This is a genomic window from Marinomonas sp. 63XJN7_9_ISO-PGPR-S23-217, from assembly GCF_056173515.1.
On the sequence record NZ_CM149678.1, the window covers coordinates 4,964,872 to 4,980,005 of the forward strand.

At 46.3% G+C, this 15,134-nt stretch carries 14 protein-coding genes; 6 read left to right on the top strand and 8 right to left on the bottom strand.

Annotated features, from left to right (window positions below; translation table 11 throughout):
* Positions 1-131: 131 nt before the first annotated feature.
* The 6 genes from araD to chvE form a co-directional block, all read right to left on the bottom strand.
* Complete coding sequence (araD, locus tag AC0VYI_RS23075; protein WP_475445871.1) at positions 132-1,892, bottom strand: L-arabinonate dehydratase; 1,761 nt, start codon at positions 1,890-1,892, stop codon at positions 132-134.
* The gene (locus AC0VYI_RS23080; RefSeq protein WP_475430004.1) at positions 1,889-2,659 is read right to left on the bottom strand and encodes an SDR family NAD(P)-dependent oxidoreductase; all 771 of its coding nucleotides are present in this window, start codon (positions 2,657-2,659) and stop codon (positions 1,889-1,891) included. The genes araD and AC0VYI_RS23080 overlap by 4 nt, the downstream gene beginning before the upstream one ends.
* Positions 2,656-3,636 carry an AraD1 family protein gene (gene araD1 / locus AC0VYI_RS23085; RefSeq protein WP_475445873.1) on the bottom strand — a complete coding sequence of 327 codons (981 nt, stop codon included), beginning with the start codon at positions 3,634-3,636 and terminating at the stop codon, positions 2,656-2,658. The genes AC0VYI_RS23080 and araD1 overlap by 4 nt, the downstream gene beginning before the upstream one ends.
* 15 nt (positions 3,637-3,651) lie before the next feature.
* Entirely contained in the window at positions 3,652-4,857 is a 1,206-nt protein-coding gene (mmsB, locus tag AC0VYI_RS23090; protein WP_475445875.1) for a multiple monosaccharide ABC transporter permease, read from the bottom strand.
* A gap of 13 nt (positions 4,858-4,870) precedes the next feature.
* Entirely contained in the window at positions 4,871-6,394 is a 1,524-nt protein-coding gene (gene mmsA / locus AC0VYI_RS23095) for a multiple monosaccharide ABC transporter ATP-binding protein (RefSeq protein WP_475445877.1), read from the bottom strand.
* Positions 6,395-6,470: 76 nt separating this feature from the next.
* Positions 6,471-7,532 carry a multiple monosaccharide ABC transporter substrate-binding protein gene (gene chvE / locus AC0VYI_RS23100; RefSeq protein ID WP_475445879.1) on the bottom strand — a complete coding sequence of 354 codons (1,062 nt, stop codon included), beginning with the start codon at positions 7,530-7,532 and terminating at the stop codon, positions 6,471-6,473.
* Positions 7,533-7,878: 346 nt separating this feature from the next.
* On the opposite strand from chvE, the gene AC0VYI_RS23105 reads away from it, so the two are divergent.
* The 3 genes from AC0VYI_RS23105 to AC0VYI_RS23115 all read left to right on the top strand — a co-directional run bounded on the left by AC0VYI_RS23105 (position 7,879) and on the right by AC0VYI_RS23115 (position 11,351).
* Positions 7,879-9,462, top strand: a complete 1,584-nt coding sequence (locus AC0VYI_RS23105) for a cation:proton antiporter domain-containing protein (RefSeq protein WP_475445880.1) — start codon at positions 7,879-7,881, stop codon at positions 9,460-9,462.
* Between the two features lie 221 nt (positions 9,463-9,683).
* The gene (locus AC0VYI_RS23110; RefSeq protein WP_475445882.1) at positions 9,684-10,538 is read left to right on the top strand and encodes a helix-turn-helix domain-containing protein; all 855 of its coding nucleotides are present in this window, start codon (positions 9,684-9,686) and stop codon (positions 10,536-10,538) included.
* Positions 10,539-10,616: 78 nt separating this feature from the next.
* Positions 10,617-11,351, top strand: a complete 735-nt coding sequence (locus AC0VYI_RS23115; protein ID WP_475445883.1) for an SDR family oxidoreductase — start codon at positions 10,617-10,619, stop codon at positions 11,349-11,351.
* Positions 11,352-11,454: 103 nt separating this feature from the next.
* Here AC0VYI_RS23115 and AC0VYI_RS23120 read toward each other — a convergent pair whose 3' ends face one another.
* Both AC0VYI_RS23120 and AC0VYI_RS23125 read right to left on the bottom strand, forming a co-directional pair.
* The gene (locus AC0VYI_RS23120; protein ID WP_475445885.1) at positions 11,455-11,625 is read right to left on the bottom strand and encodes a DUF6435 family protein; all 171 of its coding nucleotides are present in this window, start codon (positions 11,623-11,625) and stop codon (positions 11,455-11,457) included.
* A gap of 39 nt (positions 11,626-11,664) precedes the next feature.
* Complete coding sequence (locus AC0VYI_RS23125; protein ID WP_199476258.1) at positions 11,665-11,877, bottom strand: DUF1289 domain-containing protein; 213 nt, start codon at positions 11,875-11,877, stop codon at positions 11,665-11,667.
* Positions 11,878-12,031: 154 nt separating this feature from the next.
* Between AC0VYI_RS23125 and AC0VYI_RS23130 the strand changes: the two genes are divergently transcribed.
* Genes AC0VYI_RS23130 through AC0VYI_RS23140 form a run of 3 tightly spaced genes read left to right on the top strand, consistent with a single transcriptional unit; the run spans position 12,032 to position 15,113 of the window.
* The gene (locus tag AC0VYI_RS23130) at positions 12,032-12,916 is read left to right on the top strand and encodes a carbohydrate ABC transporter permease (protein ID WP_199476257.1); all 885 of its coding nucleotides are present in this window, start codon (positions 12,032-12,034) and stop codon (positions 12,914-12,916) included.
* 11 nt (positions 12,917-12,927) lie between these two features.
* Positions 12,928-13,821 (top strand): carbohydrate ABC transporter permease, encoded by an 894-nt coding sequence (locus AC0VYI_RS23135; RefSeq protein WP_475445887.1) that lies wholly within the window; start codon positions 12,928-12,930, stop codon positions 13,819-13,821.
* A 5-nt stretch (positions 13,822-13,826) separates the two neighbouring features.
* A complete protein-coding gene (locus AC0VYI_RS23140) occupies positions 13,827-15,113 on the top strand; it encodes an extracellular solute-binding protein (RefSeq protein ID WP_475445889.1) in 1,287 nt (428 codons plus the stop codon).
* Positions 15,114-15,134 lie beyond the last annotated feature (21 nt).

The window sequence follows — 15,134 nt, forward strand, 5'->3', positions numbered from 1 at the left end:
ATTTCCAATTCCCTCACCTTAGTAAAGGGGAGAAGCCTGAGGCATTTCCAGTTCCCTCCCCTTATTTAAGGGGAGGGTTAGGGAGGGGTTGAAGAAGTAGACAACCTATTTGATGGCTGTCTTATTGCATCCTAGTGACTGTCTTTCGGTACGGCTGCACCACGGCAGCCTTTTAAGAAATCAAAATCGGCTCCAGTGTCCGCCCCTTGCACATGGTCATGGAAAAGCTTGATATAACCGCCTTTGGGTTTTTCCAAATGGCTTTCCCAATTGGCTAAGCGCTGGGCCATTTCTTCATCGGAAATATCCACATGCAAACGACGATTCTTCACATCCAGTTCAATCATATCGCCATTTTGAACCACCGCTAATGGCCCGCCAGCGGCGGCTTCCGGTGTGGTATGCAACACCACTGTGCCATAGGCCGTCCCCGACATACGCGCATCGGAAATACGCACCATGTCTTTAATCCCTTTGCGTAACACTTTTGGCGGCAAGCCCATATTGCCCACTTCCGCCATACCTGGGTAACCTTTCGGACCACAGTTTTTCAGCACCATGACGCAGTTTTCATCGATGTCGAGATTCTCATCGTTGATTTTCGCTTTGTAATCGTCAATGTCTTCAAACACCACCGCACGACCACGATGTTGTAACAAATGCTCAGACGCCGCAGACGGTTTTAATACTGCGCCTTTAGGTGCCAAATTCCCTTTCAAAACAACAATACCACCTTTCTGGGTTAGGGCTTTTTCGACAGGCAAGATGACATCAGGGTTCCAATTTTTGACGTTTTGCACTTCTTCCCATATGGATGAGCCCGATACCGTCAGCGCGTTATTATGCAGTTTGCCTGCTTCGGCGAGGTGCTTAATCACTACAGGTAAGCCTCCTGCATAGAAGAACTCTTCCATCAAATATTTGCCCGATGGCATCAGGTTCACAATGGTGGCAATGTCTTGGCCAAACTTATCCCAATCGTCTAAGGTGAGATCCACCCCCACACGACCCGCAATCGCTAGTAAATGAATCACGGCATTGGTCGAGCCGCCAATGGCACCATTGACTCGAATGGCATTTTCAAAGGCCTGACGGGTTAAAATGTCCGACGGTTTCAAATCGTCTTTCACCATATCGACGATACGACGTCCGGTCAGGTGCGCCATGACTCGGCGACGGCTGTCCACGGCCGGAATTGCCGCATTGCCGGATAACGCCAAGCCCAAGGCTTCTGCCATGGATGCCATGGTGCTGGCGGTGCCCATGGTATTACAGGACCCTACAGAGCGAGACATGGACTGCTCGGCTTCAAGGAAATCCTCTTGCGTCATGTTGCCCGCTTTGATGTCTTCCGACATTTGCCACAAAGCGGTCCCTGACCCTACTCGCTCACCTCGAAAGTAACCGTTTAGCATAGGCCCGCCAGACACAACAATGGCAGGAATATCCACACTGCATGCCCCCATAATCAAAGCAGGGGTGGTTTTATCGCAGCCAGCTAACAGCACCACCCCATCCAATGGATTGGCTCGTAGCGCTTCTTCTACATCCATGGCCGCCATGTTGCGATACATCATGGCCGTTGGGCGAAGGGAGCTCTCCCCCACGGAAAACACAGGAAACTCCAAAGGCAAACCACCCGCCTCATAAATACCGTGTTTAACCCGCTCAGCAAGATCGCGAAGATGGGAATTACACGGTGTTAATTGCGACCAAGTGTTACAAATACCAATCACAGGACGACCATCGAATAAGTCCGCTGGCAAGCCTTGGTTTTTCATCCAACTACGATGATAAATATGATCCCGTGAGGTACCGCCAAACCATTCTGTTGAACGTAATTTGCGTGGCCATTCTTTTGGTACGAACTTGTTTTTTTCAGAATCCGTCATACCCAACCTCCATCAACAATAAAGTTCTGGGCGGAGCACATGGCTGCGGCATCAGAACCTAAAAATAACGCCATATTGGCAACGTGCTTAGGCAGTACTTTGCCCTTTAAACACTGACTTTGTTTGATCTTCTCTTCAGCGGCGTCATCCACCCACAGGCGAAGTTGCTTTTCTGTCATCACCCAACCAGGCACCAAGGTATTCACGCGGATACCATCGCCGCCTAAATCTCTTGCTAAACAACGGGTTAAACCATGGGCTGCCGCCTTGCTTGCGCCATAGGTTGGATAACCGGCCGATGCCATCATCCAGCCCACTGAGCCAAAATTGATAATCGAGCCTCCACCTAGTTCACGCATCATGGGCGCCACCGCCTGTGCGGCAAACATGGCATGCTTCATATTGACCGCCACCAGCTCATCAAAACGTGCTTCGGTTAGGGACTCTAGAGAATGGCGCACGTCATTGGCGGCATTATTGAGCAAGACACTGATCGGCCCAAACGCTTCTGCCGCATCACGAATCACCCGTTGATAGTCTGTTACCTTGGTAATATCACAGACCTCAAAACGCACTTCGCCACCTTCTTTTTTAAGGCGTTTCTCTAACGCTTTTCCCGCCGCTTCATCCAAATCGACAAACGCCGTTTTGGCACCTTGTAACGCATAGGCCTCAACAATCGCCGCACCGATGCCCGTTGCGCCACCAGAAACAAATACGGTGCGACCTTTTAAATCTGGGTAAACCGCGTCATTTTGCTTATTCATAATGAGATAACCTCTGTGTCCAGCTCGTCTGCTTTCGCCAGTGGATTACGCAACGGTAAGCCGAAGCTGGGTGACGAAATTTCAAACACATCCCCTTCTTTTGCTTGAATACCATCGGCAAACGACAAGGTGGCTGTGCCAAACATATGCACATGCAAATCCCCCGGCTGACGGAAAATGTCATATTTAAAATGATGGTGTTCAAGGTTCTTAAAGGTGTGAGACATATTCTCTTCACCGGATAAAAAGCCTTTTTCCCATAAGGTTTGCTCACCTCGTTCGATACACGAATGACCTTCTATATGCTCAGGCAATTCCCCCACTAGCAATTCAGGACCAAACGCCGCCGGACGCAGTTTCGAATGGGCTAGGTATAAATAGTTCTGACGCTCGGTAACATGATCCGAAAATTCATTCGCCAAGGTATAGCCAATGCGATGGACCTTGCCGTTTTTACCAATCAGATAAAAACCAGCGATTTCCGGCTCTTCACCACCATCCAATGCAAATGCAGGGGATGGCAATGCCTCACCCGGCGCAATGACGCCTGCGCCATTACCTTTGTAAAACCATTCAGGCTGCACCCCCACTTCACCGTTTGCTGGCTTGCCACCTTCGACCCCCATTTGAAAGATCTTCATAGAGTCGGTTAACTCTTCGCTTTTGGCGTGCATGGCGTTACGTGTGGCGGCCGAGCCTAAATGGGTCAAGCCGGTACCGGTTAAATACATGTGAGCAGGGTCCGGGTGACGCACCGGACAGTCCAAGCGATTGGCGTTAGCCAGCTCGGCTAAGTTCACTTCTTCACCTAGGCCTAATTGATCAACGAGGGTCGCCAACGAAATACCTTGTTCTATGGCATCACACGCCAATTGATAAATACTGACGGCATGGTTCACTTGATGGGCCATACCATTTGCATCCTCTGGGTAGCGACACACCACTCCGCCTTGTTTGATTTGGGATAAAAACATCATTTAATCACTCCCTTATTAGCGTGCTTTTTGTTTGTTGTAGACATCGAAAATCACAGCTAACAAAAGCACTAAGCCTTTGATAACTTGCTGCCAATCGATCCCGATCCCCATAATCGACATGCCATTGTTCATGACGCCCATGATAAAGGCCCCAATCACCGCACCGATGATTTTCCCCACTCCGCCAGACATGGACGCCCCACCGATAAACACGGCCGCGATTACGTCTAGCTCAAAGGCAAAGCCTGCTTTGGGGGTGGCGGTATTCAAACGCGCGGCGAAAATCAATCCTGCGGCGGCGGCGAGCATCCCCATGTTGGCAAAGGTCAAAAACGTCAATCGTTCGGTATTAATACCAGACAGCTTGGCGGCTTTTTCATTACCACCCAGCGCATAAATACGACGCCCAATAACAGTGCTGTTGGTGACAAAGGTATAAATGGCAATCAAGACGCCCATCGTGATCAATACATTGGGTAAACCACGGTAGGTACTCAGTAAATAGCACAGGTAAATAATCGCCCCAGCAATCAGCGCATTTTTGACGATAAAGAAAACAAACGGCTCATCTTGAATGCCATACTTCAAGGCGCGAGAGCGGGTACGAGCCGCGAGAAAGACAATAATGCTGGATGTGATCACACCGATAGCAATCGCCGTGACATTAGGTCGGCCAACCCCGAAGACATCCGGAATAAACCCTGTGCTTAATAATTGAAAACTGTCAGGAAAGGGCCCTACAGATTGACCTTGCAGTAAGGTGAGTGTCAAACCACGAAACACCAACATACCGGCCAGAGTGACAATAAAAGCAGGAATACGCCAATAGGCAATCCAGTAGCCCTGAATCCCCCCGATGATCAAACCAGCAACGAGGCAAACGGGCACAACAACGATGGTTGGCAGGTGGTAATTCACCGACATCACGGCAGCAAGCGCGCCAATAAAGCCCACCACTGACCCCACTGACAAATCGATATGACCGGCCACAATCACCAGCAACATACCAATGGCCATAATAATGATGTAGCTGTTTTGTAAGAATAAATTCGTCAGGTTCGCCGGACGCATCAAGGTGCCATCGGTGAGAAACTGAAACATGCCCATAATGACAATTAACGCAATCAGCATGCCGTAGTCACGCATGTGCGATTTTAAATAAGTTCCAACAGTCGGTGCCGCTTGCGCCTCTGTGGAGATGGTTTCTTTTGTTGTATCCATTGGTTTACTCCCGTTACGCATTCACAATCATCGACATGATTTTTTCTTGGCTGGCTTGCGCTTTGTCGAGTTCTCCCACAAAGCGACCTTCGTTCATCACATAAATGCGATCACACATCCCTAATAACTCCGGCATTTCGGAAGAAATCATCACCACCCCTTTGCCGTCATCGGCCAATTGGTTAATGATGCTGTAAATCTCAAACTTGGCCCCCACATCTATGCCACGCGTGGGCTCATCGAGAATCAACACATCCGGTTGCGAATACAGCCATTTACTGAGCACCACTTTTTGTTGATTCCCACCGGAAAGGTTCATGACTTTTTGAAACACACTGGGGGTGCGTATGCGCATGGCTTTGCGGTATTCTTCCGAGACTCGGCGTTCTATGGTTTCGTCAATCACACCTCGGGAAGAGACACGTTCTAGATTCGCCAAGGTGGTATTGGTTTGAATGGTTTCTTCGAGAATTAAACCCAGCTCTTTACGGTCTTCTGTCACATAAGCCAAACCACACTGAATGGCTTTCGGGACGGTTGAGACATCGACCTCTTGGCCTCGCAGGCTCACCTTACCCTGAATGTTTTTGCCATAACTTTTGCCAAACAAACTCATTGCCAATTCGGTTCGCCCTGAGCCCATTAGCCCTGCAATGCCCACCACTTCACCCGCACGTACATGGAACTCAATGTCATGGATCATTTGTCGATCAAGGGAATCTGGATGCCATACATTCCACTCACGAACCTGCATTAATAATTCGCCTATGTGGCTGTCTCGTGCTGGGTATCGGTTGGCGAGATCTCGGCCCACCATGTCACGAATAATGTCAGCTTCGCTGATGTCGTTAACTTGGCAATCTAAGGTGGATACTGACGCACCGTCGCGAATCACCGTGATGCTGTCTGCCACGCGACTGATTTCATTAAGCTTATGGGTAATCAAAATAGAAGAGATGCCTTGGGCTTTAAACTCCAACAACAAATCCAGTAGCTTGGCGCTGTCGTTTTCTTGCAAGGCGGATGTGGGCTCATCCAGAATCAGCAGCTTCACGTCTTTCGCCAATGCTTTGGCAATTTCCACAAGTTGTTGTTTACCAACCCCCAGACGCCCAACCAAGGTGGCTGAAGATTCTTTTAAGCCGACTTTTTTGAGTAACTCTTGTGTTCTTTTAAAGGTTTCAGGCCAGTTAATAATACCGCCCTCAACATTTTCATTGCCTAAGAATAAGTTCTCTGCAATGGATAACAGCGGCACTAATGCTAGTTCTTGGTGAATGATAATAATGCCTTGCTTTTCACTGTCTGCGATGCCAGAAAAAGCCATTGTCTCGCCATTAAATAGAATATCCCCTTGATAGCTTCCATAGGGATAAACGCCACTCAGTACCTTCATTAAGGTGGATTTACCCGCGCCATTTTCACCAACCAAGGCGTGAATTTCTCCCTTCTTGACCTTGAGATTGACATTATCGAGCGCTTTCACACCAGGAAACGTCTTGGTAATGCCGCGCATTTCCAAAATAATATTTTCCATAGGAATCCCGTGAGCGGACCCGTTTTACGGCGTCCGCTGCTTTCTTGTTGTTATTGTTAAACGATAAGGTGAGTAATTATTCGATTTGGCTTTTCTTGTAGTAGCCGCTGCCTAGCAAGACTTTTTCCCAGTTGGATTTATTAACGGTAACTGGCTGCAGTAAATAACTAGGGACCACTTTCACACCATTGTTGTAGGTCTTTGTGTCATTAACTTGAGGTTTCGTCCCTTTCACGATCGCTTGCGCCATATTTACCGCCACAGCCGCTAATTTTCGGGTGTCTTTAAAAATAGTAGAGTATTGCTCGCCAGCAATGATGGATTTCACTGATGGGATTTCCGCATCTTGTCCCGTCACAATCGGCATGGGCATATCACCGGAACCGTAACCCACTCCTTTTAAAGAGGACAGAATACCGATGGAAATACCATCATAGGGGGACAAGACGCCGTCAAGACGTTTATTGGTGTAATGAGCAGATAACAGATCATCCATACGTGCTTGAGCGGTGGCCCCGTCCCAACGTAAGGTACCGACTTTCGCCATGCCCATTTGGCCTGATACAACCTTGACCTTACCGGAATCAATCAGAGGCTGAAGCACCGACATGGCGCCGTTATAAAAGAAATAAGCGTTGTTATCGTCTGGCGAGCCACCAAACAATTCAATGTTGTAAGGCCCTTTACCACGTTTTTCCATACCGCTCATCAAGGACTTGGCCTGTAACACGCCCACTTTAAAGTTATCGAACGTCGCATAGTAATCCACATAAGGAGAGTTTTTGATCAGACGATCATAGGAAATAACTTGGACACCAGAGGCATGAGCATCTTCTAGGACATTGGTTAAGGTGGTGCCATCAATTGGAGCAATGACCAATACATTGACCCCTTTCACTATCATGTTTTCAATTTGAGCAAGTTGGTTAGGGATTTGGTCTTCTGCGTATTGAAGATCCACCTTGTAACCCGCTTTCTCAAACAGCTTCTTCATGGTATAGCCGTCGGTAATCCATCTTGCAGAGGATTTGGTAGGCATCGCAATACCTACGTATTCTTGCGCAGCAAGAACACTACTGGTGCCGAAAATACTTGCCACCATGATCAATCCTGCGGCCATTTTTTTAAAATAGTTCATTCGCTTCTCCTATCACAACCCCAAAAAAGACGGACTAACCACCTTCACATCAAGGCCATGTTGCGTTTGTTATCATTATTTTGAGCTAAGTCTGGAGCACTTTGGCTATTAAAAGCCTGTCTGGTCATAAGACCAAGTTACACATTAGGAGCTGTTCGCATACCAATCAAATAGAATATAGGTCACTTGATATACCATTTTTGGTATGCATTACTGTTTATGATGGAAAATTCAATGGGGTCTACATAAAACAACGCTTTACCTAATGAGCTTTGAAAGGATATTTCGTATCATGTAGGCGCGCTTTTTCGATCTGTTTTATTCTCCCATTTAGTAGAAGGACACTATGGAATTTACTTGGATTTTATTCGCTTTTGTCTGTGGTCTGGCCGTTAAAATGATTAACTTGCCACCCCTTATTGGCTTTTTGCTAGCGGGCTTTTTATTAAATTATCTTGGTATGCAACCGAGCAGTATTTTGGACTCTCTCGCCAGTTTGGGGATTACCTTGATGCTGTTTAGCATTGGCTTAAAACTCCATGTAAAAGATTTATTAAAGCGCGAAGTATGGGCCTCTACCTTGGCTCATATGGGAATATGGTCGGTACTCTTTGCAGGCATCGCTCTGCTACTCGGTATTCTGAGTTTACCTTACTTTCATATACTCGATTTCAAAACAGCTGCCTTGCTTGGCTTCGCACTCAGCTTCTCAAGCACCGTATGTGTAATCAAACTGCTAGAAGAAAGCAGCGAGTTAAAAACGCGTCACGGTCAATTGTCCCTTGGTATCTTGGTTATGCAAGACATCGTCGCGGTGGTCTTCTTAGTCGTAGCAACGGGAAAAATTCCCTCGATTTGGGCTCTGGGGTTATTTGGCTTATTGCTGATCCGTCCGCTGATCAACAAAATTGTCGATAAAGCGGGGCACGGTGAAATGCTCCCCTTAACAGGACTGTTTCTTGCGTTAGGCGGCTACGAACTCTTTTACCTAGTCGGCGTTAAAGGGGATTTAGGAGCGTTAATTATGGGGGTACTGCTCGCATCACACCCTAAAGCCTCTGAAATGAATAAATCGCTGATGAATTTTAAAGACTTGTTTCTTATCGGCTTTTTCTTATCCATCGGTTTTACCGCATTGCCGAGTTTGAGCATGGTCGCCATGAGCTTGATTATTACCCTGATCATTCTCGCCAAATTCGCCCTCTTTTTTGGCGTGTTTACCAAACTCAAATTACGCAGTCGGACGGCCTTCTTGTCGTCTGTCGTCCTATCTAACTACAGTGAATTTGGCTTAATTGTCGTGGCACTGAGTGTGGCGAATGGCTGGCTGGCCAAAGAATGGTTGGTAGTATTGGCGCTTGCTGTGTCGTTCTCCTTTGTGATCACCAGCGTACTCTATCGCAACGTGCACCGCGTCTATCGTAAGAATAAAGAGACCATTCGCCGCTTTGAAAGTGCAGATTGCTTACCTGAGGATCGTTTCATTCAGCCTCCCAATGCCGAAATTCTAGTGGTCGGCTTAGGCCGAGTCGGACGCGGCGCCTTCGATTCGTTAAAAGGACTGGTGGGAGACACGGTGGCAGGTATGGATGCGGATCGTAATCGGATTAACCAGATGCAAGACGCACAAGAAAATGTCTTCTATGGCGATGGGGAAGACGCCGATTTATGGGAACGTTTAGACACCTCGCGCATTCACCTTGTTTTGTTAGCTCTGCCAGCAGCAGAAGACACCACCAATGTCGCCATACAACTACGTAAAGCCAACTACACTGGGCAAATCGCCGCCATTGCCCGTTACCAAGACGAAAGAGAGATTCTTATCAACAGCGGCATCAATAATGTCTTCAACTTCTACACCGAAGCAGGTACTGGTTTTGCGGAAGAAAGCTTGGCGCTGATTCGTCCACCAAAAAACGCTACAGCATAATAACGGAATAAATAGCCTCTCAGGCTATTTTTTAAGACTCAAAAGGCAGTATCTCAAAAGAAGTACTGCCTTTTATCAAAGCGGCTCTGTAAATGGTGAATACAGGTTGATGTCTCCGCTGCGCAGTTGAACTTGCACGCCGCGACATAATAATGAATGATACCAGCTGAACATAAAGCATTTTATCTTTTCAAACACACTATCTTCTATTTCGAGCGACGATGACGACGCCCTTATATGATCACGTTTCATTTGAAAGTTCAGGCATTAGCCTGTGGTCTCATCTAGACTCGCCATTGACAGAAGAGATGATTCAGAAACTTTTAAAACCCCATACCAGTGCCAACTATTTTCTAATGTTCGTCAATGACAGCCTTGTTCATTATTGCGTGGATTTAAAAAATATCACGGTATCGGCAGGGCAAGTGCTATTCATCAAGCCGGGGCAAATTCGCATTCCCCCAAGCAGTAAAAACAAAGCAGAATACTACAAAGTTATTTTCAATGAAGAAATCTATGGCCTATTACCTAGCCCTTGCCGTTTTTGGTTGGATCCGCTGAATGAGCAAAAAGTGGCTATGTCAACGCAGGCATGGCAACGAATGAATGATGCATTAATGCTCTTGCGCACCGCTATCCAAACAGCCGCTCCTTTAACTATCAGAATGGCGTATTTAAATTCGGTGTTACAGGAATTAGAGCATGCTTATTTTTCTAACGTTGAAAAGGAACCCAAGAAACGACAGGTTCAATCATTCCTTCAGTTCCAAACCCTGATTGAAAGCGAGTTCATCGCACAACCTGCCATTTCTGAAATAGCAAAGGCCCTTGCACTGAGTGATACCAGCCTATATCAGCTGGTAAAAGAATGGGCTGGAGTATCACCGAAAGAATACCTTAATCGCCGAGTTGTTTTAGAAGCTCAACGTCTACTGATTTACTCTAATCTATCGGTAAAAGAGCTAGCGGTACGGCTAGGCTTTGCCGATGAAAACTACCTTTCTCGTTTTTTCCGTAAGCAAACAGGGCAATCGATTACAGACTTTTTAGTGAAATTTAACGATATGTCTAGCTAGTACAACGATCTGTCTCTGTGTCATGTCCGCCCGCTTTTCTACACTACCTCTATTACAAATGTATCAAGAGGTGTCGTAATGAAGAGGGTATTAATCACTGGCGCAAATCAGGGAATAGGGTTGGCAACAGCGAAGCATTTGGCTCATCAAGGATATTATGTTTACTTGGCATGCCGTAACCCAGATGCCGGAGCATTCGCCGTAGAAACGCTAAAATCGGAAGGGATTGAAAATGCCTCCTGTGTCCTATTAGACGTTACCGATCAGGCATCAATTGATTTAGCGGTAGAAAAGGTGCTAAAGCAGTCAAATAGCCTAGATGCGCTCATCAATAACGCGGGGATTCTGGGTAACGTCAACTCAGATGGAAGCGTCTCCATTGAAGAAATTAAACGCGTTTTTGAAACCAATGTTTTTGGCGTGATAAGCGTCACACGTGCTTTTCTTCCCTTGTTGCTACAGTCTGAGGCGCCACGTATTGTCCATATTAGCAGTGGACTTGGATCACTTACGAATCAAAGCGACCCAGACTGGTTGTTTGCTCAATACAAAAGTGAGGCTTACTTTCCCTCTAAAACGGCACTTAATGCTTATTGTGTGGCACTCGCCGCCAAACTTAAATCAACGAGGTGTAAAGTTAACCTTGTTGATCCAGGCTTTGTCAAAACAGCCTTTAATGGCTTTCAGGGATTACATGACCCAGCTAAGGCCGCGAAATTTATAAGCTATGCAGCAACGCTTCCCGAAGATGGTCCAACGGGTTGCTTCCTCTCAGAGTCAGAAGGATCATCAAATGGCATAATGCCTTGGTAAACCCCACCCGATCAGACGCTATCAGCGCGGCTTAAAAATAAAAAAATGCCATAAAAAAACACGGCATCATTCACATGACACCGTGTTTTTTTATTCCATCTAGTTACGCAGATTTCGCCTCATCTATCTTGGCTTTTAAGGCTTCCGCCTGTTCAGTGAGTTCTGAATAACGTTTGATGTCGCCGCCACGTTGGGCTTGCATGGCCTTTTCCAACAATACGCCATACTCTTTATCGAGTTTTTTGATGGGGTCGAACTTGAGAAAAGAAAACATACTTGGCCCTTTTGTCATGTGTGTCGAGTTCATACGCACTTAAAGGGTTTTTAGATGTTTTAATTTGTTCGCATCAAACTCTAAAATGGGTTGGTGTTGTTTGCGATTCTCTGCTCTCTCTAGAATACGTCGCCTGTTCGTATCATCTACGGTGTGCCAATCTAAAATATCCTGTAAGGATCGGTGGCAGCCAATACAGATATCCTTGTCATTTAAGCAACATTGTCGAACACAAGGGGTTTGGATCGTCATAAAAATCGTCCCTAATTCCAATACACAACGCTATAGTTTATCCCTCTAATAGTGCCACATGATTAAAAAATAAACAAAAAAAATCCCCTCGTAAAACATCTAACTGTCATAAACACACTCTAGGATAGTGCCAAACAAAGTATAGGCAGGTTGTATGCTGAGCGTGAATAATAAAATGAGACAGTATTGGCAGTTGTTTTTTTTCCTTTCCCCGCTGTTACTGCCTTTGCTTTTATTTTGGGTATTGCCTTTTATTTGCAGCATCTACATCAGTTTTACGGACTGGGATTACATCTCTCCCACCTACGATTGGGTGGGGATGGATAACTACCGTTATATGCTTGATGATAGCCAATTCCTTCAAGCCCTTAACAATACTCTTGTTTTTTCCTTAGCCGTGGTGATTCCCACCGTTGCCATCGGTTTAGGGTTTGCTCTGCTTTTGCAAAAGCGCTTCGCGGGCAGTAGTTTCTTTCGCGCCATTATTTTTTCACCTTGGATCACCCCTACCGTGGCGGTTTCCATTGTTTGGTCTTGGGTGTTTGATAGCAAACATGGCCTTGCTAATGAACTATTAGGGCTAATAGGTGTTCCTTCTGTGAGTTGGTTTGAACACGGCAATACGGCCATGTTTGTTGTGGTATTAGTAACCATTTGGCAAGCCGTTGGCTGGACCATGCTGTTTTTTATCAGCGCCCTTAACAAGATTCCTTCAAGCATTTATGAAGCCTCGTTAATCGACGGTTGTTCAGCTTGGACCCGCTTTCTAAAAATCACGCTCCCCCTTGTGTCACCAACCACGTTTTTCCTATTAATCGTCAATATTATCAACGCTATACAAGCCTTTGACCAATTCCAGATATTAACCCAAGGCGGGCCTGGTGGTGAAACGAGAACCCTACTTTACTGGTTCTATCAGTTGGCTTTCCAACAATATGACATGGGATCAGCCACGGCCACAGCGGTCATCATCTTCCTTATTACTGCGTTATTGACCTCTCTGAACGTCTGGATTGGTAAACGTTGGGTTTATTATTAAAGGGCATTCTTGTGACGACATCAATTCAAGAAAACACTCAGCAAATTCACTTAAGCCACAAAACACCTTGGCTGACGCTAAAGCACGTCCAACAAGCCACAAAGTACCTATTTTTGTCGGCCTGCGGTCTTTTTATGGTGTTTCCTTTTCTGTGGATGTTTTTTGGTTCACTCAAGACCAATGATGAGATTTTTTCCAATCCTCTCGAACTGCTCCCCCAGCATTTTCATTGGTACAATTTTGTTGAGACCATGCAAAGCGCTCCCTTTGGCTTGTATATTTTTAACAGTTTCGAGGTCGCGCTCTTTACTACTTTGTTGGTACTCGCCAATTCCTCGTTGTTTGCCTACGCCCTAACGCGATTTACCTTCCGAGGTAAAACCGCCATGTTTAGCTTAGTGATGGCCAGCTATATGCTGCCTGCGGCGGTCACCTATGTGCCGTCTTATATTGTGCTCGCCAAACTGGACTTATTGGACACCCATGCTGGGTTAATACTCTCAAACGCTGCCAGTGTTTTCGGTGTGTTCTATCTTCGTCAGGTGTTTCTTAAAATCCATCCATCGCTAATCGAAGCGGCTCGAATCGATGGTGCGAGCGAGCTGAAAATCCTCTGGGCCATTGTTCTTCCCCAGTGCAAAGCGGCGCTAACGACCTTAGGTCTGATCACTTTTATCACCAATTACAATAGTTATATGTGGCCCAGTTTGGTCATCAATACTGCGGATAAGAACCTCATCGCGACAGGAATACGCCAATTTTTTATTGCGCAAGGGAACTACGGGTTGAACTGGTCTCATATCATGGCGGCAAGCACCATCGCCGTTGTTCCACTGCTGATTCTGTTCATGATCAGCCAAAAAATCATCCTGTCTGGCATCGCCGATAATGGCATTAAAGAGTGACTTTTATGATTCGAAATACAGTAACTTGGATTGGCTCCGCGTTGATCGCCTCATCGTTATTAGTAAGCCAAATGGCACAAGCCAAAACAACGGTGGAATTTTGGTATTCTGGCGGCACCAAACCACAAATCATGATGAAAAAATTGATCAAGGAGTTTAACCAAAGCCAAGATCAATACACTATTGTTCCGTCTCTGCAAGGCAATTACACGGAGACCTATCAAAAACTGCAAGCGGGGCTTGCTTCTGGTACCGCACCAGCCTTGACGCTATTAGGTGGCGACCGTGCCAAAATCATGAACGATCGTCATTTAGTAGAAGATTTACGCCCATTAATGACACCGTCTTTTCACTGGGATGATTTTTTGGGCGCCTTTCGTAAGCAGGTAACAGACAAAGATGGTATGGTCTTCGGCTTGCCCGCTTACGGCACCACGCAAATTTTGTACTACAACAAAAACATCTTAGCCAAATATGGTTTCACTAAAAAAGATCTGTCAACTTGGCAGGGTCTGGCGAAAGTTGCTAAAGCCGTCACACAAAAAAACAGCGATGGACAAGTGACCTTCTACGGCTGGGAGCCGATGTGGGGCGCGGGTAACCTCATGGATGCAGCTTATTCCAATGGAGGCCGTGTGATTAGTAAAGATGGTAAAAAAATCCTTTTCGACTCCCCGCAATGGATTACCGTATGGGACAGCTTCCGAAAATGGATACACAAAGATAACATCATGCGCATCCATAATGGCGGTCAAGGCTGGGAATATTGGTATAAAACCATTGACGATGTGATGAAAGACAGAGCATTAGGATACACCGGGTCATCTGGCGACCAAGGGGATTTAGACTTCACCAAACTGGCGGCAACCATTCAACCTGGTTGGGGCAATCACCCTGCGGCACCAGAAGCCAGTGCATTAGTATTACAAATTCCTAAGGGCACCAGTAAAGCCAAAGCCAAAGGGGCTTTCGCCTTTATGGCCTTTTATACCGATGCCAAAAACACCGCCGCTTGGTCTATGTATACAGGTTATATTCCCGTTCGTAAAAGCGCAGAAAAAGATGCTGATTACCAAGCGTTTGTGAAAGATCATCCCCAAGCGTTGGTACCGTTAGAGCAAACAAAATTGGCCACTCCTCTTTTTACCGATCCAACCAAGGGTAAGATTATAGACGCGCTGAGAGTCGCAGCCGATCAAGTGGAAATTCAAAACATTCCAGCGGCAACCGCACTCAAACAGGCAGCCAGAACGGCACAACGCGCTTTAGATCGTGCTAATCGCCAACAATAGTCGGATCAGGCAGGCCTCTGG

Coding starts and splice junctions, on each gene's coding strand:
- AC0VYI_RS23140 (WP_475445889.1), top strand. CDS start 13,827: ATGATTCGAAATACAGTAACTTGGATTGGCTCCGCGTTGATCGCCTCA.
- mmsA (WP_475445877.1), bottom strand. CDS start 6,394: ATGGAAAATATTATTTTGGAAATGCGCGGCATTACCAAGACGTTTCCT.
- AC0VYI_RS23120 (WP_475445885.1), bottom strand. CDS start 11,625: ATGTTTTCTTTTCTCAAGTTCGACCCCATCAAAAAACTCGATAAAGAG.
- AC0VYI_RS23080 (WP_475430004.1), bottom strand. CDS start 2,659: ATGAATAAGCAAAATGACGCGGTTTACCCAGATTTAAAAGGTCGCACC.
- AC0VYI_RS23105 (WP_475445880.1), top strand. CDS start 7,879: ATGGAATTTACTTGGATTTTATTCGCTTTTGTCTGTGGTCTGGCCGTT.
- AC0VYI_RS23115 (WP_475445883.1), top strand. CDS start 10,617: ATGAAGAGGGTATTAATCACTGGCGCAAATCAGGGAATAGGGTTGGCA.
- AC0VYI_RS23110 (WP_475445882.1), top strand. CDS start 9,684: ATGACGACGCCCTTATATGATCACGTTTCATTTGAAAGTTCAGGCATT.
- mmsB (WP_475445875.1), bottom strand. CDS start 4,857: ATGGATACAACAAAAGAAACCATCTCCACAGAGGCGCAAGCGGCACCG.
- chvE (WP_475445879.1), bottom strand. CDS start 7,532: ATGAACTATTTTAAAAAAATGGCCGCAGGATTGATCATGGTGGCAAGT.
- AC0VYI_RS23130 (WP_199476257.1), top strand. CDS start 12,032: ATGCTGAGCGTGAATAATAAAATGAGACAGTATTGGCAGTTGTTTTTT.
- araD (WP_475445871.1), bottom strand. CDS start 1,892: ATGACGGATTCTGAAAAAAACAAGTTCGTACCAAAAGAATGGCCACGC.
- araD1 (WP_475445873.1), bottom strand. CDS start 3,636: ATGATGTTTTTATCCCAAATCAAACAAGGCGGAGTGGTGTGTCGCTAC.
- AC0VYI_RS23125 (WP_199476258.1), bottom strand. CDS start 11,877: ATGACGATCCAAACCCCTTGTGTTCGACAATGTTGCTTAAATGACAAG.